Source organism: Lysobacter solisilvae (assembly GCF_016613535.2).
In the GTDB taxonomy this organism is placed as follows: Bacteria; Pseudomonadota; Gammaproteobacteria; order Xanthomonadales; family Xanthomonadaceae; genus Agrilutibacter; species Agrilutibacter solisilvae.
Map to the genome: position 1 here is coordinate 3,044,808 of NZ_CP071518.1, position 20,799 is coordinate 3,065,606.

At 69.8% G+C, this 20,799-nt stretch carries 21 protein-coding genes; 5 read left to right on the plus strand and 16 right to left on the minus strand.

The features are described 5' to 3' along the window. Position 1: 1 nt before the first annotated feature. Positions 2-1,045: a mechanosensitive ion channel family protein gene (locus tag I8J32_RS13335; RefSeq protein ID WP_200616433.1), complete on the plus strand. Its 1,044-nt coding sequence runs from the start codon at positions 2-4 to the stop codon at positions 1,043-1,045. A gap of 75 nt (positions 1,046-1,120) precedes the next feature. Here the strand turns inward: I8J32_RS13335 and orn are convergent, their stop codons facing one another. After that, the gene (gene orn, locus I8J32_RS13340; protein ID WP_200616434.1) at positions 1,121-1,729 is read right to left on the minus strand and encodes an oligoribonuclease; all 609 of its coding nucleotides are present in this window, start codon (positions 1,727-1,729) and stop codon (positions 1,121-1,123) included. 67 nt (positions 1,730-1,796) lie between these two features. Here orn and I8J32_RS13345 point away from each other — a divergent pair, with 67 nt between their 5' ends. Beyond that, positions 1,797-2,255, plus strand: coding sequence for a DUF2721 domain-containing protein (locus I8J32_RS13345; RefSeq protein WP_200616436.1), 459 nt, complete (start codon positions 1,797-1,799; stop codon positions 2,253-2,255). Positions 2,256-2,286: 31 nt separating this feature from the next. Here I8J32_RS13345 and tadA read toward each other — a convergent pair whose 3' ends face one another. The 4 genes from tadA to folD form a co-directional block, all read right to left on the minus strand. Beyond that, the gene (tadA, locus tag I8J32_RS13350) at positions 2,287-2,736 is read right to left on the minus strand and encodes a tRNA adenosine(34) deaminase TadA (protein ID WP_200616496.1); all 450 of its coding nucleotides are present in this window, start codon (positions 2,734-2,736) and stop codon (positions 2,287-2,289) included. A 58-nt stretch (positions 2,737-2,794) separates the two neighbouring features. Beyond that, positions 2,795-4,360 carry a glutamine-hydrolyzing GMP synthase gene (gene guaA / locus I8J32_RS13355; RefSeq protein ID WP_200616437.1) on the minus strand — a complete coding sequence of 522 codons (1,566 nt, stop codon included), beginning with the start codon at positions 4,358-4,360 and terminating at the stop codon, positions 2,795-2,797. Between the two features lie 163 nt (positions 4,361-4,523). After that, positions 4,524-5,981, minus strand: a complete 1,458-nt coding sequence (gene guaB / locus I8J32_RS13360; protein ID WP_200616438.1) for an IMP dehydrogenase — start codon at positions 5,979-5,981, stop codon at positions 4,524-4,526. Positions 5,982-6,731: 750 nt separating this feature from the next. Beyond that, positions 6,732-7,592 (minus strand): bifunctional methylenetetrahydrofolate dehydrogenase/methenyltetrahydrofolate cyclohydrolase FolD, encoded by an 861-nt coding sequence (gene folD / locus I8J32_RS13365; RefSeq protein ID WP_207526613.1) that lies wholly within the window; start codon positions 7,590-7,592, stop codon positions 6,732-6,734. A gap of 134 nt (positions 7,593-7,726) precedes the next feature. Here folD and I8J32_RS13370 point away from each other — a divergent pair, with 134 nt between their 5' ends. The 3 genes from I8J32_RS13370 to I8J32_RS13380 all read left to right on the plus strand — a co-directional run bounded on the left by I8J32_RS13370 (position 7,727) and on the right by I8J32_RS13380 (position 9,331). Beyond that, complete coding sequence (locus I8J32_RS13370) at positions 7,727-8,038, plus strand: DUF1244 domain-containing protein (RefSeq protein WP_200616441.1); 312 nt, start codon at positions 7,727-7,729, stop codon at positions 8,036-8,038. A gap of 259 nt (positions 8,039-8,297) precedes the next feature. After that, positions 8,298-9,062 carry an alpha/beta hydrolase gene (locus tag I8J32_RS13375; RefSeq protein ID WP_200616443.1) on the plus strand — a complete coding sequence of 255 codons (765 nt, stop codon included), beginning with the start codon at positions 8,298-8,300 and terminating at the stop codon, positions 9,060-9,062. 56 nt (positions 9,063-9,118) lie between these two features. After that, positions 9,119-9,331: a hypothetical protein gene (locus tag I8J32_RS13380; protein ID WP_200616444.1), complete on the plus strand. Its 213-nt coding sequence runs from the start codon at positions 9,119-9,121 to the stop codon at positions 9,329-9,331. 407 nt (positions 9,332-9,738) lie between these two features. On the opposite strand, the gene I8J32_RS13385 is transcribed toward I8J32_RS13380, so the two are convergent. The 11 genes from I8J32_RS13385 to ndk all read right to left on the minus strand — a co-directional run bounded on the left by I8J32_RS13385 (position 9,739) and on the right by ndk (position 20,730). Continuing rightward, on the minus strand, positions 9,739-10,755 hold the full coding sequence (locus tag I8J32_RS13385) for a DUF2272 domain-containing protein (protein ID WP_200616446.1): 1,017 nt from the start codon (positions 10,753-10,755) through the stop codon (positions 9,739-9,741). Positions 10,756-10,843: 88 nt separating this feature from the next. Further along, positions 10,844-11,974: a molybdopterin-synthase adenylyltransferase MoeB gene (gene moeB / locus I8J32_RS13390; RefSeq protein ID WP_200616447.1), complete on the minus strand. Its 1,131-nt coding sequence runs from the start codon at positions 11,972-11,974 to the stop codon at positions 10,844-10,846. A 57-nt stretch (positions 11,975-12,031) separates the two neighbouring features. Further along, positions 12,032-13,258, minus strand: coding sequence for a molybdopterin molybdotransferase MoeA (locus I8J32_RS13395; RefSeq protein ID WP_207526614.1), 1,227 nt, complete (start codon positions 13,256-13,258; stop codon positions 12,032-12,034). Further along, a complete protein-coding gene (gene mobA, locus I8J32_RS13400; protein ID WP_200616451.1) occupies positions 13,251-13,853 on the minus strand; it encodes a molybdenum cofactor guanylyltransferase in 603 nt (200 codons plus the stop codon). The genes I8J32_RS13395 and mobA overlap by 8 nt, the downstream gene beginning before the upstream one ends. A gap of 61 nt (positions 13,854-13,914) precedes the next feature. After that, a complete protein-coding gene (gene der / locus I8J32_RS13405) occupies positions 13,915-15,315 on the minus strand; it encodes a ribosome biogenesis GTPase Der (RefSeq protein ID WP_207526615.1) in 1,401 nt (466 codons plus the stop codon). A 93-nt stretch (positions 15,316-15,408) separates the two neighbouring features. After that, positions 15,409-16,572: an outer membrane protein assembly factor BamB gene (gene bamB / locus I8J32_RS13410; protein WP_200616454.1), complete on the minus strand. Its 1,164-nt coding sequence runs from the start codon at positions 16,570-16,572 to the stop codon at positions 15,409-15,411. Between the two features lie 83 nt (positions 16,573-16,655). Beyond that, positions 16,656-17,285: a YfgM family protein gene (locus tag I8J32_RS13415; protein ID WP_200616456.1), complete on the minus strand. Its 630-nt coding sequence runs from the start codon at positions 17,283-17,285 to the stop codon at positions 16,656-16,658. A gap of 81 nt (positions 17,286-17,366) precedes the next feature. Then, positions 17,367-18,173 carry a helix-turn-helix domain-containing protein gene (locus I8J32_RS13420; protein ID WP_200616457.1) on the minus strand — a complete coding sequence of 269 codons (807 nt, stop codon included), beginning with the start codon at positions 18,171-18,173 and terminating at the stop codon, positions 17,367-17,369. Then, the gene (locus tag I8J32_RS13425) at positions 18,170-18,997 is read right to left on the minus strand and encodes a tetratricopeptide repeat protein (protein ID WP_200616459.1); all 828 of its coding nucleotides are present in this window, start codon (positions 18,995-18,997) and stop codon (positions 18,170-18,172) included. The genes I8J32_RS13420 and I8J32_RS13425 overlap by 4 nt, the downstream gene beginning before the upstream one ends. Next, on the minus strand, positions 18,984-20,168 hold the full coding sequence (rlmN, locus tag I8J32_RS13430) for a 23S rRNA (adenine(2503)-C(2))-methyltransferase RlmN (protein WP_200616497.1): 1,185 nt from the start codon (positions 20,166-20,168) through the stop codon (positions 18,984-18,986). The genes I8J32_RS13425 and rlmN overlap by 14 nt, the downstream gene beginning before the upstream one ends. A 136-nt stretch (positions 20,169-20,304) precedes the next feature. Next, on the minus strand, positions 20,305-20,730 hold the full coding sequence (gene ndk / locus I8J32_RS13435; protein ID WP_200616460.1) for a nucleoside-diphosphate kinase: 426 nt from the start codon (positions 20,728-20,730) through the stop codon (positions 20,305-20,307). Positions 20,731-20,799: the final 69 nt, after the last annotated feature.

Genomic DNA, 20,799 nt, shown 5'->3' on the forward strand with positions numbered 1-20,799 from the left:
GATGGGCATTGCGGCGATCGGCCTGCTCAGCACCCTGTCCGCCGCGGCCTCGGCCGCGGCCACCGTGCCCGCCGCGGCCGCGCCCGCGGCTCCAGTCGCAGCCGCCCCGGCCACGGCGGCGTCCACGCTGAACCAGCTGCATTCGCTGGATCACTGGCTGGCCATGGGCGAGCTCTATGGCCTGCGGCTGCTGGGCGCGATCGTCATCATCCTGGTCGGCCTGTGGCTGGCCAAGCGCCTTTCGCGCGCGCTCGACGCGGTCCTGGAACGCACGCAGACCGAGGCCACGCTGCGCGGCTTCCTGCGCAACATCGCCTACGGGGCGATGGTGGTGGTCATCATCCTGGCGGCACTGCAGTTCGTGGGTTTCGCCCCCGCGTCGCTGTTCGCCGTTTTGGGCGCGGCGGGCCTGGGCATCGGCCTGGCGCTCAAGGATTCCCTGTCGAACCTGGTGGCGGGCCTGCAGCTGATCGTGCAGCGTCCGTTCCGGGCCGGTGACTACGTGGTGGCGGCGAACCTGGAAGGCACCGTCGAACAGGTGCGCGTGTTCCAGACCCGCCTGCGCACGCCCGACAACCGGGTGCTGATCCTGCCCAACAGCCTGATCATCGCCGCGGCAATCACCAACTTCACCGCGGTGATGAAGCGCCGGATCGACGTGGCCACCAGCGTGGGCCACGCCGAGGACCTGCAGGCCGCGCGCACGCGGCTGGTGGAAATTGCCCGCGCGCATCCCAAGGTCATGCGCGAACCCGAGCCGGCGGTCGTCGCCACGGCGCTGGGCGCCGACAACCGCATCAGCCTGGAACTGCGCGCCTGGGTCCGCACGGGCGACGTGCAGACCGCACGCAGCGAGCTGACCGAAGCGGTGCGCAACGGAATGATCGAACTGGGGATCGGCACGCCGGCGGTGGCGCGTGAGATCCGCATCCTGCACCAGGGCGCGGGGGAACTGCCGATGGACCAGCTGCTAGCCGCGCCGGCGGCGGCTCCTGGCGCGGGAGCGCCGACGGCCGAGGATGTGGGCAAGCCGCAGACCCGCTGAGCGGGCTGCTCGGGGCGGCCTGCCCGAGGGCGGCCCCCACGTTCGCCGCGACCTGGTGGCGGGTCGAGACCCGCCCTATTGGCTGGAGCCGTTGGCCGGGCGCTGCGAGTGGTTGTTGCCCAAGCCACCCAGCTTGCCCATTGCCGTGCGGTAGTGCCGCAGTTCGGCGATCGAGTCCTGGATGTCGCTCAGCGCGGTGTGCTTGGCGTCCTTGCGCACGCCGTTGAGGACGTCGGGCGCCCAGCGGCGCGCGAGTTCCTTGAGCGTGCTCACGTCCAGGTTGCGGTAGTGGAAGTAGCCCTCCAGCCGCGGCATGCAGCGGTGCAGGAAGCGGCGATCCTGGCAGATCGAATTGCCGCAGATCGGCGAGGTGTTGGCCGGCACCCACTGGGCCAGGAAGTCCAGCGTGCGCTGTTCGGCTTCCAGCATGGTCACGCCCTGCTCCACCACGCGCTGCCACAGCCCGGACTTGCGATGCTGGTTGCGGTTCCAGTCGTCCATCGCCTCCAGCCGCGCGACCGGATGGTGGATCGCCAGCTCCGGGCCTTCGGCCAGGATCTCGAGCTGGGCATCGGTCACGATCGTGGCGATTTCCAGGATGGAATCATTGTCGGTATCGAGCCCGGTCATTTCCAGGTCGATCCAGATCAGTCGCTGTTCCCTATGCTGCGGGTGGGCTGCCATGCGCGCTCGCACTGAAGGTCGGGTTCGTCGCATCATAGCCGACGACACGCAACACACGGGACGCCCCATGTTCGACGAGACCTCCCTCGGTCACTACGGCATTCTGACCTCCATGCTGGCCCCCGCGCTGCTGATGGCGGCCACCGGGTCGCTGCTGGTATCGGCCAATGCACGGCTGGCGCGCGTGGTCGACCGGCTGCGTTCGCTGATCCTGGCCTGGGAGGAGTCGGCCCCCGACCGCGCCGAGCGCGACACCCAGATCCTGCGCCACCGCCAGCGCGCGCACCTGGTGCTGCGTGCGTGCCAGCTGCTCTATGCGGCGCTGGGCGCCTTCGTGGGCACCAGCCTGTCGCTGGCCATCGACGCCTTCCTCGGATTCCGCCTGGGCGTGGTGCCCACGGTGCTGGCAATCGTCGGCGTCAGCTTCCTGCTCGGGGCCAGCATCGTGATGGGCATCGAGGTCAGCCTGTCGGTGCGCAGTTTCGGCGAGGAACTGGACCAGGAACTGGCCCGCCGCCGCGTCTGACGCCGCGCTGCGAGCGCCACAACGCGGTGGTTCAGAGCGGCGGCTTGCCGCGCTTGGCGCGGAAATAGTTGGTCAGGCGACTGCCGGCTTCGTCGGCGAGCACGCCACCGCTGACCTCGACGCGATGGTTGTGGCGCGGGTCGCCCAGCAGGTCGAATACGCTGCCGGCCGCCCCGGTCTTGGGATCGCTGGCTCCGAAGACCACGCGCGCGACGCGGGCATGCACCATCGCCATCGCGCACATCGCGCACGGCTCCAGGGTCACATACAGCGTGGTGCCGAGCAGGCGATGGTTGCCCAGCTTCGCGCCGGCCGCGCGCATCGCCACGATCTCGGCGTGCGCGGTGGGGTCGGACTGGGTGATGTTGCGGTTCCAGCCCTCGCCCAGGACATCGCCTTCGGCCGAGACCAGCACGGCGCCCACGGGAATCTCGTCGTCCTCGTGCTGCGCGCGTTGAGCGAGATCGAGGGCGTGCCGCATCCAGTGTTCGTCGCGTTCTGCCGTGCTCACCCGGAGGGCCCTGCGCTGGCGGGAGCCATCACTCCCACTCGATCGTCGCCGGCGGCTTGCCGCTGATGTCGTACACCACGCGCGAGACGCCGCGCAGTTCGTTGATGATGCGGTTGGACACGGTGCCCAGGAACTCGTGCGGCAGGTGCGCCCAGTGCGCGGTCATGAAGTCGATGGTTTCCACCGCGCGCAGCGCGATCACCCATTCGTAGGCGCGCGCGTCGCCCACCACGCCGACCGACTTCACCGGCAGGAACACGGCGAAGGCCTGGCTCACCTTGTCGTACAGGTCGGCGCGCCGCAGTTCGTCGATGAAGATGTGGTCGGCCTTGGCGAGCAGCTGCGCGTACTCGCGCTGCACTTCGCCCAGGATGCGCACGCCCAGGCCGGGGCCCGGGAACGGATGCCGGTAGACCATCGAGTGCGGCAGGCCCAGTTCGACGCCCAGGCGACGGACCTCGTCCTTGAACAGTTCGCGCAGCGGCTCGACCAGGCCCAGCTTCATGTGCTCGGGCAGGCCGCCCACGTTGTGGTGGCTCTTGATGACGTGGGCCTTGCCGGTCTTGCTGCCGGCCGACTCGATCACGTCGGGATAGATGGTGCCCTGCGCCAGCCACCGGGCGTTGGCGAGCTTGGCCGACTCCTCGTCGAAGATCTCGACGAACAGGTTGCCGATGATCTTGCGCTTGGCTTCCGGGTCGGCGACGCCGGCCAGCCGCTCGAAATAGCGGTCGGCGGCGTTCACGCGCACGACCTTGACGCCCATGTGCTCGGCGAACATCGCCATCACCTGGTCGCCCTCGTTCCAGCGCAGCAGGCCGGTGTCGACGAACACGCAGGTCAGCTGCGAGCCGATGGCCTTGTGCAGCAGCGCGGCGACGACGGACGAGTCCACGCCCCCGGACAGCCCAAGGATCACCTCGTCCTGCCCCACGACCTCGCGCACGCGCTCGATCTGGTCCTCGATGATGTTGGCCGCCGTCCACAGGGTGCGGCAGCCGCTGATCTCGACCACGAAGCGGCGCAGCAGGGCCAGGCCCTGCTTGGTGTGGGTGACTTCGGGATGGAACTGCACGCCGTACCAGCGCTTTTCCTCGAGCGCCATCGCGGCGACGGGGATGCGGTCGGTGACGGCGGTGACGGTCCAGCCCGGCGGGGCCTGCGCGACGTGGTCGCCGTGGCTCATCCAGACGTCCAGGCGGCGCTCGCCGTCGTGGTCGCTCAGCCCGCCCAGCAGCGCGTCGTGCGCGACCAGTTCGACTTCGGCGTGGCCGAACTCGCGCGCATCGGCCGCTTCGGTCGCACCACCCAGCTGCGCGGCCAGGGTCTGCATGCCGTAGCAGATGCCCAGGATCGGCAGGCCCGAATCGAAGACCTCCTGCGGAGCCTTGGGGGCGCCGAACTCGGTCGTGGATTCCGGGCCGCCCGACAGGATGATGCCCTTGGCGCCGAACTTCGCGATCTCGGCCGGGTCGTGGTCCCAGGCCCAGACTTCGCAGTAGACCCCGATCTCGCGGATGCGGCGGGCAATCAGCTGCGTGTACTGCGCGCCGAAGTCGAGGATCAGGATCTTGTCGGAATGGATGTTGGTCATGGGCACGGGTCGGACATCTGCCCTTGCTCGTCATTCCCGCGTACGCGGGAATCCAGTGACTCTGCGCTTGTCGATGAAAGCAACGCAGGCACGGCGAACGGCAACGGCTAAGGCACTGGATTCCCGCGTACGCGGGAATGACGGTTGAAACAAAGCGCCGGCATCAGCCGGCGCGGTAATTCGGTGGTTCCTTCGTGATCTGCACGTCGTGCACGTGGCTCTCGCGCGTGCCGGCCGAGGTCACGCGGACGAAGCTGGGCTTCTTGCGCATGTCCTCGATCGTCGCGCAGCCCACGTAGCCCATGGTGGCGCGCAGGCCGCCGGCGAGCTGGTGGACCACGCCGCGCAGCGGACCGCGGTACGGCACGCGGCCCTCGATGCCTTCGGGCACGAGCTTGTCGGCGTCCGACGCGTCCTGGAAATAGCGGTCCTTGGAGCCGAGCTCCATCGCGCCCAGCGAGCCCATGCCGCGGTAGCTCTTGTAGCTGCGGCCCTGGAAGAGTTCGACCTCGCCCGGAGCTTCCTCGGTGCCGGCGAACAGGCCGCCGATCATCACCGTGGAGGCGCCGGCGACGATCGCCTTGCCGATGTCGCCCGAGAAGCGGATGCCGCCGTCTGCGATCAGCGGGATGCGGTCCTGCAATGCCTCGGCGACCATGGCCACCGCGGTGATCTGCGGCACGCCCACGCCCGCGACGATGCGGGTGGTGCAGATCGACCCCGGGCCGACGCCGACCTTCACCGCGTCCGCGCCGTGGTCCATCAGGGCCAGCGCCGCATCGCCGGTGACGATGTTGCCGCCGATGACCTGCAGCTGCGGGAAGTTCTTCTTGACCCACTGCACCCGCTCGAGCACGCCCTGCGAATGGCCGTGCGCGGTGTCGACCACGACGACGTCGACGCCGGCCGCGGCGAGCGCTTCCACGCGCGCCTCGGTGTCGCCGCCCACGCCGACCGCCGCGCCCGCGAGCAGGCGCTCGGAGCTGTCATAGGCGGCGTTGGGGTTGTCGGACTTCTTCTGGATGTCCTTGACAGTGATCAGGCCGCGCAGCTCGAAGCCGTCGTTGACCACCAGCACCTTCTCGATGCGGTGCTTGTGCAGGAGCTGGACGACTTCCTCGTCCGACGCGCCCTCGCGCACGGTGATCAGGCGATCCTTCTTGGTCATGATGTGGCGGACCGGATCGTCGAGCTTGGCCTCAAAGCGCATGTCGCGGCTGGTGACGATGCCGACCAGCTGGCCGCCGTCCACCACCGGCACGCCCGAGATGTTGCGGGCGCGGGTGAGCTTGAGGACGTCGCCGATGGTCGCATCGGGGCCGACGGTGAAGGGCTCCTTGATGACCCCCGCCTCGAACTTCTTGACGTGCGCGACCTGCGCGGCCTGGGCTTCCAGACTCATGTTCTTGTGCAGGATGCTGATGCCGCCCAGCTGGGCCATGGCGATGGCCAGGCGTGCTTCGCTGACGGTGTCCATGGCCGCCGAGACGATGGGCAGGCGCAGGTTCAGGGTGCGGGTGAGGCGGGTGGCCAGCGAAACGTCCTTGGGCAGGACGATCGAGTGCGCAGGTACGAGGGAGACGTCGTCGTAGGTCAGCGCTTCAGCCTGGATACGCAGCATGGGCGGTCCCGGTTTGATGAAGCGCGCCATTGTAACCGCGCCAGGTATCTCTACGCACGCCACAAATGAAAAACGCGCCGCCGCGCGCGACGGATTCACCGTTCCAGAGCCGTCCTTTGAACCCGACCCCGCCGCGCGCGACGAACTCCCCGTTCCAGAGCCGCCCTCGAACCCGGCCCCGCCGCCGCGCGCCACGAACTCCCCGTTCCAGAGCGCCTTTTGAACCCGGCCCCGCCGCCGCGCGCGATCCCCACCCCGCCCCGCCAGTGTCCGAGCCACACCCGCGTGGCTCCCGGCCCTTCCCGCAAGGTGCCCGGGGCCGTCCGGCCAGGCTCCGGATCCCTCCAGAGCGTGTTCGAGCTCCTCCATCAAGGCTCCGCATCCTTCCCGAATACCGCCGAGCCCTAATGGTGGGCAAAAGCAGCCCTGATCGAAGGGCAAAAAGCCTTTCGCATGAAGCAAAAAGCCTTGCCGATGAAGCCCTCGAGCCTCGACGCCAAGGCATTTTTTCCTGCCCATGAGGCTCAAAGCCTCATCCAACAGGCCCCGGGAGCGCCTCCGCCAAGGCTTTGAGCCTCATCGGCAAGGCAAATAGCCTCAAGCCCAAGGCTCGACAGCCTCAAGGGAAAGGCTCGCAACCCCAAACGGCAAACGGCCCAGCCGTACACGCGTGGCCGGCGAACGAAAGCGCCCTGCGAACAAACGCGCCGCCCCGAAAAAGCGGGTCCGGCGCAGAGCACCCGGCCCCTGTCAGCGGTCGGCCGCTTCCGCCGCCTCGAGCGTGTTCTGCATCAGCGTGGCCACCGTCATCGGGCCCACGCCGCCCGGCACCGGGGTGATCCAGCTGGCCCGCTCCGCGGCGGCCTGGAAGCCCACGTCGCCGACCAGGCGGCCGTCGTCCAGGCGGTTGATGCCCACGTCGATGACCACGGCGCCGGGCTTCACCCATTCGCCCGGAATCAGCTGCGGACGGCCGACGGCCACCACCAGGATGTCGGCGTGGCGCACCGAGGATTCGAGCACGTCCTTGGGGGTGAACTTGTGGCAGCTGGTCACCGTGCAGCCGGCGATCAGCAGCTCCAGCGCCATCGGCCGGCCGACGTGGTTGGACACGCCCACGATCGTGGCGCTCTGGCCGCGGACCGGTCGGTCGGTGTAGGCCAGCAGCGTGGTGATGCCGCGCGGCGTGCAGGGCCGCAGGCCGAACTGGCGCAGGGCCAGGTGGCCGACGTTCTCCGGATGGAAGCCGTCCACGTCCTTGCCGGGGTGGATCCGGTGGATCAGGTGAGTGGCGTCGCGATGGCCGGGCAAGGGCAACTGCACCAGGATGCCGTGGACCGAGGGATCGGCGTTGAGCCGGTCGATCAGCGCCAGCAGCTGCTCGTCGGAGGTGTCGGCGGGCAGGTCGTAGTCGATCGCGCGGATGCCGACCTTCTGCGCGGCGCGCCGCTTGTTCTTGACGTAGACGCTGGAGGCCGGGTCGTTGCCGACCAGCACCACCGCCAGCCCCGGCGCGGGCTTGCCGGCCTGGATGCGGGCGTCGACCTGCGCCTTGAGGTTGTCGAGCAGGTCTTCGGCGATGCGTTTGCCATCAAGGATGCGGGCGGTCATTCGATTCGGGATTCGCGAAAGTCGGAGGCGGGGACAGGCACGGGGCGCGGTGCGGGCGGCAGCCCGACGCGGTGGCGCGGCCCGGCGAGGAAGGCGCACATTATCGCCCAAGCCTCCCCCGCTCCGGACGATCCATGACCGAACTCGACTTCGAAACCCAGCAGATCCAGGCCGCCGTCTTCCGCCGCCTGCAGCAGCACCTGCTGCAGGACCGCCCGGACGTGCAGAACATCGACCTGATGATCACCGCCGGCTTCTGCCGCAACTGCCTGGCCGACTGGTACCGAGATGCCGCCGGTGAGCGCGGCATCACCATGACCCGCGACGAGGCGCGCCAGGCGCTGTACGGCGAACCCTTCGCGCAGTGGAAGGAAAAGCACCAGCGCGAAGCCACCCCCGAACAACTGGCCGCCTTCGCCGCGGCGCAGGCGGGGCACGGCGGCTGATCCCGCGCGACCGCGCCGTTCGGCCGGCCGGTCGTTCCGGACTTCGGACACGCGCACCGCCTCACCGTCCGTGGACAGCGGCAGTGGTATCGCAGTGGCGTGCGAACGCATCGGCGCCGCCCGACGTCGCCGGCTCCATCGCGCCGCCCGCCCATCCGGCCGCGGGCTCCGTGCGACGGACCGGGTGCCCGGCTCCCGCCCGCCCTTGCGTTCTCACTAGGAGAGTCGCCACTTCGTCGTCCTGCTGCTGCGGGTGCCCATGATCTGGATCGCGCTACCCATCGCCCTGACCTACGTAGCCGCCTGCGGTTACCTGTATGTCCGGCAGCGCGACCTGACCTACTGCCCGCAGCTGACCCGGGTGGGGGTGGAGCAGACCGACTTCTCCCTGTCCCAGGACGGCGTAACCCTGCGCGGCTGGGTCGTCAACCCGGGACGCCGGCGGGCCCTGATCTATTTCGGCGGCAACGCCGAATCCATCCAGGACCATCGCGACACCTTCGCGCAGTGGTTCCCCAACCACACCGCCTACCTGGTGGCCTACCGCGGCTTCGGCGCCAGCGAGGGCGAGCCCAGCGAGCAGGCCCTGTTCTCCGATGCGCTGGCGCTGTTCGACACCGTGCGGGCCCGGCACCCGCGCGCGGGCGTGGACGTCATCGGGCGCAGCCTGGGCACGGGCGTGGCCAGCCACGTCGCGGGCCATCGGCCCGTGCGGAGGCTGGCGCTGGTGACGCCGTTCGACACGCTGGTCGATGTCGGCCAGCAGTACTACCCCTGGCTGCCCGTGAAGCTGATCGCGCGCGAGCGCTTCGACTCGGTGACCTATCTCTCCCGCTATGCCGGGCCGCTGCTGGTGGTGCAGGCGGGCCGCGACGTGGTCGTGCCGCCGGCCAACACGCGGCGGCTCATCGCATCGATCGGGCGGCCGGCCAAGGTGCTGGACCTGCCCGATGCCGACCATTCCAACGTGGGTGCCGATCCGGTATTCCGCCAGACGCTGACCCGCTTTTTCACCCGGCGCTGAGCGCTTTTCCGAAGACTTTCCCGCAATGACCCGGCGACCCCGCGAGGACGTTTGACATGATCAATCAAGGCGAATGCCCGAAGTGCGGCAATCGGCTCCTGCATGTCCGCATCGAGAGCATCTTCGGACAGAACAACGGCAGCGGCGAAGTCCGGTGCCTGAGCCTGAGCTGCATCCACTGCAACATCGTGCTGGGCGTGCAGATGGATCCCCGCAGCCGGGCGCGTCCGCGCCGCAAGGAAGCCGAGGAAGGCCGCACCGTCGTCTAGCTGTGCGCCAGATGCCGGATAGGGTGGGTCTTGACCCGCCGCCCCGCTTGGCAGTGCGACCACATCAGCGCATAGGGCGGGTCTTGACCCGCCGCCCCACGTCCGCCGCCACCGCGCGGCGGGTCAAGACCCGCCCTATGGCGTGAAGATGCACCCCGCGGCCGGGCGCATCCGCGCCGCAAGGAAGCCGAGGAAGGCCGCACCGTCGTCTAGTTGTGCGCCAGAAGCCGCATAGGGCGGGTCTTGACCCGCCGCCCCACGTTCGCCGCCACTTCGCGGCGGGTCGAGACCCGCCCTATGGCGTGAAGATGCCCCCTGCGGCCGGGCGCGTCCGCGCCACGTCCGCCGCCACCTTGCGGCGGGTCGAGACCCGCCCTATGGGTGCCGCGCGGCGGCGGGTCAGGACTTCAGGGATTCGTCGGCGCCTGCATCGGCGGTGTCGAGGCCGGGGCGGCACACCGGCGCATGCCCTCGGGCATCGGCAACGGACAGGCCGTGCAGCACGCCGGCTGCGTGGAAGGCAGCGAGATCGCGCGCGTCGGCGCCGGTAGCGGGTTGAGCTTGAGCAGCGCCACCCAGTCCTGGCGATTGAAGTTGCAGGCGTCCTCGTTGTCCGGACGACACTCCGATTCGCCCCCCGTGCGTCGCGGCAGGCCCCAGGGCAGCCCCTGGCGATTGAGGTTCAGCACGCGCATGGTGACGCCCTGCAGCACGTTGCCGCCCACCAGGTAGAGGCGATGGTCGCCGCCGGGGCTGGCGGCCACGACGATGTCGCAGTGCATGGCCAGGCCCGCGCCGTCGTTGGCGGCCAGCATGCTGCGCATGCCCGGATACCCGTAGGTGGCGCGCGTGCGCGAGAAGCAGAGCATGTCGCCCGGCGAGGCCGGCGTGGTGTCGGGATCGGCGAACGAATAAGGGCCGGCGGCGGGATTGTGGAAGGCGGCGCGCACGTAGTCGATGTGGCTGGCCGAGCCCAGGAACCCGGGTACGCCGGCGCGGTTCATCACATAGGTCACGAATACCGCCGACCAGGGCGTGTCGACGAGGAAGGCACGGCAGGACGCCATCTGCATCGGCGCGCCGGACTCACCCGCGCTGCAGTCCGCCGCGCCGGGGTATCCGGACATCTGCCAGAGCATGCCGCTGCCCTTCCAGTAGTCGGCCACGCGGCGCCAGGCCGGCGTCGCGCCGTCGCTCAGGCGCAGCTTCTCGGCTTCCGACACCGACATGCGGGCCAGTCGCCCGTTGACGTCGATGAAGGGGCCGAACCAGAGCTGGTTCTCGGCGCAGGCCAGCGCCGCGATGCGGCTGGCGTAGGTGTCGGGCGCGCCCGGCGCGCGCTGGCACGGCGAGGCGGCCGCGGCCTGGAAGGAAAGCGCCAGCGCGCCCGCCATCACCACCCTGATCCCTGTGCTGCAGGCCATGTTCCACCTTCCGTCGACGTGGCGTTCCGTGGTTCCTCCACGGTAGGAACGCGGCGCCGACCCCGGATCCGGACGTTGGATGCGGACGTCAGCCCCCCGCGCAGAACCTCGCATAGTCGATGTATCCGGGGAATTCACGTCCGGCGGCGCAGACCGGGCAGTCCGGATCGGGGCGCAGCCGGGTCTCGCGGAAACGCATGCCCAGGGCGTCGAAATGCAGCAGGCGTCCGCGCAGCGGCTCGCCGATGCCCAGGATCAGCTTCAGGGCCTCGGTGGCCTGCAGCAGGCCGATCACGCCCGGCAGCACGCCCAGCACGCCCGCCTCGGCGCAGTTGGGGGCGGCCTCGGGCGGCGGCGGCTCGGGGAACAGGCAGCGGTAGCACGGCGCCTGGCCGCGATGGCGTCCGGCGTCGAACACGCCCACCTGCCCTTCGAAGCGGTGCACGGCGCCGTACACCAGCGGCTTGCCCAGCTTCACGCACGCATCGTTGAGCAGGTAGCGGGCGGGAAAGTTGTCGGCGCCGTCGATCACCACGTCGGCGTCGGCGATCAGGCGCTCGACGTTGCCGGCGTGGATGCGCTCGGCGAAGGGCTCCACGCGAACCCGCGGGTTGAGCGCGTTGAGCGTGGTGCGGGCCGAATCGGTCTTGGGCCGGCCGACGCTCGCCTGCGTGTGCAGGATCTGGCGCTGCAGGTTGCTGCGATCGACCACGTCGTCGTCGGCCAGCACCAGCGTGCCCACGCCCGCCGCCGCGAGGTAGAACGCCGCCGGCGAACCCAGGCCGCCCGCACCGACCATCGCCACGCGCGCGGCCTCGAGCCGGCGCTGCCCCGCTTCGCCGACTTCCGGCAGCCGCAGGTGGCGGGAATAGCGGTCGTAGAAGTCGGCCTGGTCCTGGTCGGGCACGGTCATCGGCAGGCCCTCGGCCTGCCAGCGCGTGGTGCCGCCCTCGACCGACGCGAGGTTTCGGAAGCCCGCGGCCTCCAGTGCCCTGGCCGCCTGCGTCGAACGGCCGCCCATCTGGCAGATCAGGACCACCGCGGTGTCCGCGCTGGGCACGGTCGCGAAGGGATCGGCTTCCAGCTGTGACCGCGCGACGCCCAGCGCGCCCTGGGCGTGGCCCGCCGCACGTTCGTGGGCCTCGCGCACGTCGATCAGCACGGCGCCCGAACGGACGCGCTCGAGCGCCTGCGCCGGGGTGAGGAATTCGATGGTCATGCCGCGATTATCGCCGACGCGCCCGGTACTCCGGGGCTGCGCCGGCCGCATGCACCGTTACAGCGGGAGGACCTCGACCACCTGCCCCGCCGCCAGTCGCTGCGGGCCTTCGGGCACCACGATCAGCGCGTTCGCGCGCGCGGCGGCGTGCAGCCGGTGCGAACCGGTCGCGCCGTCGGCCTGCACGTGGAGCACGCCGTTCTCGCCGGCCGCGAGGTGGCCACGCACGAACTCGCGGCGGGCGTGGGTCTTCTCCAGCGGTTCGACCAGTTGCGCGCGCCAGCGCGGCCGCGGCTCGAGCCGGCCCTGCAGGCCGTCGATCAATGCGCGGCCCACGGTCAGGTAGGTCGCGTAGACCGACACGGGGTTTCCCGGCAGGGCCAGCACGCGCGACTGGTCCAGGCTGCCGAACAGCAGCGGCATGCCCGGCTTCATCCGCACCTTCCAGAAGTGGGTGTGGCCGAAGCGCTGGATCACCTCGGGCAGGTGGTCCTTCTCGCCGGCCGAAACGCCGCCGGCGGTGACGATCAGGTCGAACGCGCAGCCGGCATCGCGCAATGCGATCTCCACCTGGCGCGGGTCGTCCGGCAGGCGGGGCCAGGCGGTGGGCTCCAACCCGTCGGCGCGCAGCAGCCCCATCAGCAGTTCGCGGTTGCTGTCGTAGATCTGCCCCGGCGCCAGCGGCATGCCCGGTTCGATCAGTTCGTCGCCGGTGGTGAACACCGCCACGGTCGGCTTGCGCGACACCGGCAGGCTCGCGATGCCCAGCGAGGCGGCGAGCGACACGCGCGCCGGGGTCAGGACGCTGCCCGCGGCGAGGACGTGATCGCCTTCGCGCACGTCCTCGCCGGCGCGGCGGACGTTCGCGCCGGATGCCGTGTCCACCGGCACGCGGACGGTGTCGCTCTCCACGCCGCACACTTCCTTGATCGCCACGCTGTCGGCGCCGGCCGGCAGCGGCGCGCCGGTGGTGATCCGCGCGCATTCCCCGGCGCCGAGCGCGAGATCCACGCGCAGGCCGGCGAACTGTTCGCCGACCAGCCGCAGTCCGGTCGCCTGCGCCTGGAGGTCGGTACGAAGGTCGGCATGGCGGAAGGCGAAGCCGTCCATCGCGCTGTTGTCGAAGGGCGGCAACGCCATCGGCGCGGTGATGTCATGCGCCAGCACCCGGCCGTGGCAGCGTGGCAGCGCCAGGGATTGCGTTTCGAGCCGGTGCGCCTGCGCCACGTCGCGCACGATCGCCAGCGCCTCGTCCAGCAGCAGGCCGGTCGGGAAGTCACTCATGGGAAATACCTGCCGCCAGCAGATCTTCTGGCGTGTTGAGGTTGCCGAAGCGCACGCCGCGGAATGTCACACAGGCCATGTCCAGGCGCGCCTGCAGCGCGTGCACGGCGCCGCTTGCTTCAGGCATGGAGGCCAGCGCCTGGCGCATCGCTTCCACGCGCCACAATGCCACCAGCGGCTGTCCGCCCTCCTCGTCGCGCGCCCACGCCCCATCGGCGGCGCTCCCGGCCACGAGCGTGGGCAGCAGGCAGTCGTTCACGCCGAACAGGTCCACGGGCAGCGTCAGCATCCAGGGCGTGGGGCATGCGTGGGCGAGTGCGTCCAGGCCGGCAACGGGCCCTGCCCCGGCGGCAGGGGCCGCGCCAGGAAGGCGGTCGGCGACCGCGTGCAGCCCATGGCGCGCGTAACGCGGGAGGTCACGGTTGGCGCTGACGATCATGCCCGCCACCTCCGGCGCGAACCGTCGCTGCCAGCGCAGGACCTGCGCAGTGCCGTCGCGCTCGATCCACGCCTTGTCGCGGCCGCCCAGGCGCGTGGCCAGGCCGCCGGCCAGGACGCCGAGCGTGATCTGCGATGCGGGGATGGCGGCGGTCATCGGACATGCCCGAGGCGGGCCGTCCGGCGGGCAACGTGGTGTCGACCGGGCGCCGCCGCCCTCATTTGCCGCGCTTGACGTGCCGGATCAGCCGGCGCTTCTTGGCCACCTGGCGCTCGGTCAGCACGTTCTTCTTGCCCTCGTAGGGATTGGTGCCTTCCTTGAAGATGAAACGCACCGGCGTGCCCACCAGCTTGAAGCGCTTGCGGAAGAAGTTCTCGAGATAGCGCTTGTAGCTGTCGGCCAGGGTGCGCAGGCGCGTGCCGTGGACGATGAACGTCGGCGGGTTCACGCCGCCGGGATGGGCGAAACGCAGCTTGGGGGCATGGCCGCGCACGACCGGCGGCGGGTTGGTCTCGTAGGCGATTTCCATCGCCTTGGTGACCTCGCTGGTGCCGATCTCGGTGGTCGCCGAGCGGTGCGCGCGATGGATGGCGGCGAACAGTTCGCGCAGGCCCGAGCCGTGCTTGGCGCTGATGCGCACCGCTTCGGCCCATTCGACGAACGCCAGCTTGCGCACCAGCAGGTTCTCGGTCTGCTGGCGCTGGTAGTCGGTCTGGCCGTCCCACTTGTTGACCGCCACGACCAGGGCGCGCCCGGCGTCGAGCGCATAACCCAGCACGCTCGCGTCCTGGTCGGTGACGCCCTCGCCTGCATCGAGCATCACCACGGCGACCTGGCATTCCTCGATGGCGGCCAGCGTCTTGATGATGGAGAACTTCTCCACCGCTTCATCGACGCTCCGCTTGCGGCGCAGGCCGGCGGTGTCGACCAGGCGGTAACGGCGGCCGTCGCGCTCCATGTCGACGGACACCGCGTCGCGCGTGGTGCCGGGCACCTCGGACGCGATCATCCGCTCCTCGCCCAGCAGGCGGTTCACCAGCGTCGACTTGCCCACGTTCGGGCGGCCGATGAAGGCCACGCGGATGCGTTCGGGGTCGGCGTCCAGTTCGACGGAGGTGCCTTCCTCCGGCAGCCGCTTCATCACGTCCTCGAGCAGCTCGTCGATGCCCTGCCGGTGCGCGGAGGAGACGGCGATGACGTCCTCGAAGCCGTAGCGGGCGAACTCGGCGATGGCGGCGCGCACATCGATGCCGTCGGTCTTGTTGACCACCAGCAGCGTCGGGCGGGCGGCCTTGCGCAGCCAGCGCAGGATGTCGTCGTCCAGGGCCGAGGGGCCTTCGCGGCCGTCGACGATGAACAGGACCAGGTCGGCCTCCTCCGCCGCGGCGCGGGCCTGGCGCGCGGTCGCGCCGGCCAGCCCTTCGTCCTCGCCGGCGATGCCGCCCGTGTCGACCACGGCGAAGGGCCGCATGCCTTCGGGGCGTGCGACGCCGTAATTGCGGTCGCGGGTGACGCCGGGCTGATCGTGGACCAGGGCGTCGCGCGTGCGGGTCAGGGCGTTGAACAGCGTCGACTTGCCGACGTTGGGACGACCCACCAGGGCTACGAGGGGGAGCATGCGGACCTGCCGATCAGAAGGAGAAAGCGCGGGTAGGCGCCGGAAAACAATAACCCCGGCGCAGGGCCGGGGTCATGCGGAACAACAACGCGATTACTGGCCCAGGCGGTAGGCGGCCACTTCTCCGTCGACATCCTGGGCCACCAGCACACCGTCGACCACGACCGGCGCGCCGCGCAGGGCCTTGCCGCTCAGGCGCGTGCGGGCGGCCAGTTCGCCGTTCTCCAGCTTGAGCCAGTGCAGGTAACCGTCGAAATCACCGACCACGGCGTAATCGCCCTGGACGACCGGACCGGTCAGGTTGCGCCGCTCCAGCGCGGGCTGCTTCCACAGCGAGGCGCCATTGCTCTTGTCGAGCGCGTGCACGTTGCCGGTCGGGTCGGACACCAGCAGGCGGTCGCTGCCCAGGCCCAGCCGACCCACGCCCCCCTCGCTGGAGACCCAGACGGGACGGCCCGAAGGGGCATCGATGGCCAGGGTCTGCTTCTTGAAGCTGGTGGCGTACAGCGTGGTGCCGTCGAGGATGGGGGTGCCATCGACGTCGGCGACCCGATCCAGTTCGGTGCGGCCTTCAGGCTGCGCCACCGGGAGGCTCCACAGGCTGTGGCCGTCGGTGGCCGACAGCGCCGTCACCGAACCGTCGTCATTGCCGACGAACACGAAGCCCGGGCCGAGCGAGACGGCGTCGTTGCCGCGCAGGGTGAGCGCCGGCGGCTCATGGGTCCAGAACCAGCGGCGTTCACCGGAGGCGGCGTCCAGTGCCGTCACCCGGCCGTCGGCCGAATGCACGAACACGCTGCCCAGGCCGATGGTCGGGGCGGCGACGATTTCCGCCGGGATCTTCGCGGTCCACTTTTCCTCGCCGGTGGCGGCGTCCAGCGCGATCACCTCGCCGTCGAGGCCGCCAGCGACGACCAGGCCGTCACCCACGCCCGGACCACCGGAGATCAGCAGGTCGGACTCGTGGTGCCACACCGTCTTGCCGGTCTGCAGGTCCAGGGCGCGCACGCCACCCTTGAGCGCGGCGGCATACACGCGGCCGTCCGCGACGGCGGGACCCTGGCGCGCGCCGATGCGGCCTTCACCCTTGCCGGCACTGGCCGACCACAAGCGGGTGACTTCAACCGAAGGCGTGATGTCGGTCAGCGGCGCCGGTTCGTTGGGCTCGTCCTTGCCGCCGTCGAACCAGCCCTTGACCGTGGAACAGCCGCCCAATGCAAGGGCGCAGGCCAGGGCGACCGACAGCCGCAGTCCCATGGACGAACCCCTGGAAACCGATCCCGGAGCGCGGGAGCGGGCGGACGTGCCGTGGAGACGGAGCGGTGTCTGGTAAGGCGTCATCAGGACTGGGTCTCGGTCTTGGGGGGAGTACCGCCGGCTTCCGTGAGCTTGAGTTCCAGCAGGCGACGCTGCGGCGTGCCCACTTCAGTCCTCAGCAACGCCTTGCCGTATGTCTCGCGGGCCTGGTCGCGCTTGCCCAAGGCCAGCTGCGCGTCGCCGCGCACTTCCATCGCGGCGATGGAATCGGCCGAAGCGACCAGCTTGAGGGCCTCGTCGGCCTTCTTCGCGTCGATCAGCAGGCGCGCCAGCCTCACCTGGACGACCGGCGCGAGGGCCGGATCGCTGGTCTTGACCGCACGCAGCGTGGCGATGGCGTCATCGCGCTTGCCGGCGGCGTACTGGGACTTGGCCAGTTCGAGCTGGGCCAGGGCGCGATAGATGCCATCGGGCGTGGCATTCACCTTCGCGCTGGCGGCCGCGTCCTTGCCTTCGATCGCCGTCACGGCCGACTGATAGGCATCGGCCGCACCGGTGAGCTGGTTCTGCCGGTGGACTTTCCACCACTGCCAACCGCCGATAGCAGCAAGGCCGAGGGCAATGCCGATGGTGAGCGCGCTGCCGTTACGGCGGAGCCATTCGCGGACGCGTTCGCTCTGTTCGTGTTCGTCTAGGAGTTCGTCGATCGCCATGGAGTCTCGCCCCGCCGGTCAGGCAGGGATCGCAGAAAGGACCAGCGCTAGGCCGGTGGGAGGGTCGACCCGCAACGCGGGTCAGTTGGCGACCGGCGCGAGGGAACCGTCAGAGGATAGCGTAAAGCGCGCCACGTTCGCGCGGCTGAATGGCGCGAGGTCGACGTTGGCACCCGCGCGCTTGACTTCGACGGCGTCCACGTTGCCCAGCACGATCTGGCCCACTTCGCCGGTGGCGTAGCTGCGCTGCTGGCCGGCGCTGAGCACGCCTTCCTCGACCAGGTGGCCGTCGGGCCCGACGGCGCGGAACCAGCTTTCGCCGGTGAAATTCAGGGAAAGCGCGGGCTGCGTGGCAGCCGGCAGCGTCGCCATGGACGCCACGACCGGGATGCGCTGGCGGACTTCACCCTGCGCGGGTGCCGCTGCCTGCTGCGTCGTGGAGACCGGCACGTCCAGCGACTCCAGGGCCAGGTTGCCCCCGTTGAGATGGGTGCGCGTGCCCAGCCAGACCGGCACGACGATTGCGGCGGTGATGGCCACGTAGATGGCGCGGCGACCCCAATGCTCGGCGAAGCGGCGATAGGTCGGCGTATGGGAATGGCTGACCAGGGTCGACGGTGCGACGGTGGCCGTCTGGCCGCTCTGCTCGAGCAGCGGTTCGAGATTCACGTCCAGCAGGCGCGCATAGCTGCGCAGCTGGCCACGGACGAAAACCGGCGCGCCCAGGGACGACCAGTCGTCGGATTCGAGGTTGGCCACGGCGCGGACGGTCATGCGCAGCTGGGTGGCCACCTGCTCAATGGACAGGCCGGCCGCCTCCCGGGCTTGCCGCAACACCGCGCCGCACCCAGGCTGGCCGCCCGTCGTGTTCTGGTCGGAATACGTCATTGCCTGCCACCTTCCCCCGTTGTGGAGCCTCGTGCTTCCGGTGCGCCAGGAAACTCCTTTTTCAGGCGCGCAACGTAGCGCGCGGCCGCAGCCGTGTCGCCGAGTTTTTCTTCGATCTGTGACGCAAGCAACAACGCCTGGGGGTCCGGTGGTGCTGCAGCGAGACGCCGTTCCGAAAATGCACGCGCCTCGAAGGCGTTGCCGGCCTGGAACTGCCTGCGCGCGATCGCCCCAAGCGCCTTGGCATTGACCGGGTCGAGCGCCACCGAGCGACGCAGGTCACGCTCCGCGCGGGCCTGATCACCGGCCTGCTCGGCGCACACGCCGGCATTGGCCAGCACCGTGGGTTGCTCGCGCGCGGCTGCCAGGGCCTTGTCGAACAGCACCAGGGAATCGCGCGCCCGCCCCTGCCCGCAGAGCCAGAGCCCGTAGTTGTTCAGGGCATGCGGGTTGGCCGGCGCCAGTTCGACTGCCTTGCGGAAATGCGCGCCGGCGCCAGAGGAATCGCCCTTGCGCGAGAGGATCGAGGCCATCACGGTCTGGCCGTCGATGGAGGTCGGGTCCTGCCGGATCACGTCGGCCGCGGCGCGTTCGGCGGCGGCCAGGTCGCCCTTGGCGAGGTGTTCCCGGGCCAGCACCAGGTTGCGCTGGGCCTGGGCCGAAGTCCCGCGCCGCTTGTCGCTGACATGGACCTCGGTGGCGGTACGGGTGAAATTGCGCTGGCCTTCAACGCTCGTGCGCACGTAGCCGGGGTCGCCCCCGCAGCCCGCGACCGCCAGGGCCGCAAGCGCCAGGAACGTCCGCAGCGGCTCAGGCCGCCGCATCGTTAGCTCCCGCGGGCCGTCCCTGTGCCTGCAGACGCTTGCGGAAATCGGCCTGGCGGCGGGTGCGGTCCATCACCTGGCCCTTGAGCTGGCCGCAGGCGGCATCGATGTCGTCGCCGCGGGTGCGGCGCACCGGCGCGATCATGCCGGCGTTGTTGAGCAGTTTCTGGAAGCCACGGATGGCTTCGTCACCGGGGCGCTCGTAGCGCGTGCCCGGGAACGGATTGAATGGAATCAGGTTGACCTTCGCCGCGTCCTTCATCTGCACGGCGTTGTCGAACGCGCGCAGCAGTCGGATCAGCTCGCGGGCGTGCTGCGGCTGGTCGTTGACGCCCTTCATCAGGGTGTATTCAAACGTCACCGACGTGCCGCGCTTGCGCAGGGCATAGCGCACGCAGGCATCCATCAGCTGCTCGATCGGGTACTTCTTGTTGAGCGGCACCAGTTCGCTGCGCAGTTCGTCGTTGGGCGCGTGCAGCGAGACGGCGAGCGACACGTCGGACTCCTCGCCCAGGCGGTCGATCATCGGCACCATGCCCGCGGTGGACAGGGTCACGCGCTTGTTGGCAAGGCCATAGCCCAGGTCGTCGCGCATGATGCTCATGGCGCGCACGACGTTGTCGAAATTCGCCAGCGGCTCGCCCATGCCCATCATCACCACGTTGGTGAGCTTGCGCTGCTGGTGCGGGACGTTGCCCAGGTGGCGCGCGGCGATCCAGACCTGGCCGATGATCTCGGCGGTGGACAGGTTGCGGTTGAAGCCCTGCGTCGCCGTCGAGCAGAACGTGCAGTTGAGCGCGCAGCCCACCTGCGAGGACACGCACAGCGTGCCGCGTCCCTTGTCGGGGATGTAGACGGTCTCGATGGCGTTCTTCGCGTCCATGCCGAGCAGCCACTTGTGGGTGCCGTCGGTGGAGGCCTTGTCGAACAGCAGCTGCGGGGCATGCACCACGGCACGCTCCTCGAGCTTGCCGCGCAGGACCTTGCCCAGGTCGGTCATGTCCGCGAAATCGGTGACGTAGCGGTGATGGATCCACTTCATCACCTGGTGGGCGCGGAACTTCTTCTCGCCCAGTTCTTCCTCGAAGAAGCGCTCCAGGGAGACGCGGTCGAAGTCGAAGATGTTGGTACGCGCCGGACCGGCCGGGGCCGGTCCGGGCGCATCACGCATGGCTTCCGGGAGGCCAGCACCCGACGCCGCGGCATCGACCGGGCGTGCCGCCGCATTGCCTGCGTCGGCGAGCTTGAGATCGATGGGTGTACGCGTGGTCATGGCGATGGCGTGGGGAAGTCAGGCGGCAGCCCGATCAACGGGTGTAGACGTCGGTGGCCGGGAAGAAGTACGCGACTTCGATCGCGGCGTTCTCCAGCGAATCCGAACCGTGCACGGCGTTGGCGTCGATGCTGTCGGCGAAATCGGCGCGGATCGTGCCCGCGGCGGCGTCCTTCGGGTTGGTGGCGCCCATCAGTTCGCGGTTCTTCAGCACGGCGCCTTCGCCCTGCAGCACCTGGATCATCACCGGGCCGCTGATCATGAATTCAACGAGCGCGTTGAAGAACGGACGCTCGCGGTGCACGGCGTAGAAGCCTTCGGCCTCGGCGCGCGACAGGTGCTTCATGCGGGCGGCGGCGACCTTCAGGCCGGCCTTCTCGAAACGCGAATAGATTTCACCAACGACGTTCTTGGCGACGGCGTCGGGCTTGATGATGGACAGGGTGCGCTCCAGCGCCATGGGACATATCTCCGGATTGGCGGGCGACGGTGACTTCCGCTGTTCGCGCCCGAGAATAACAGAAAAACC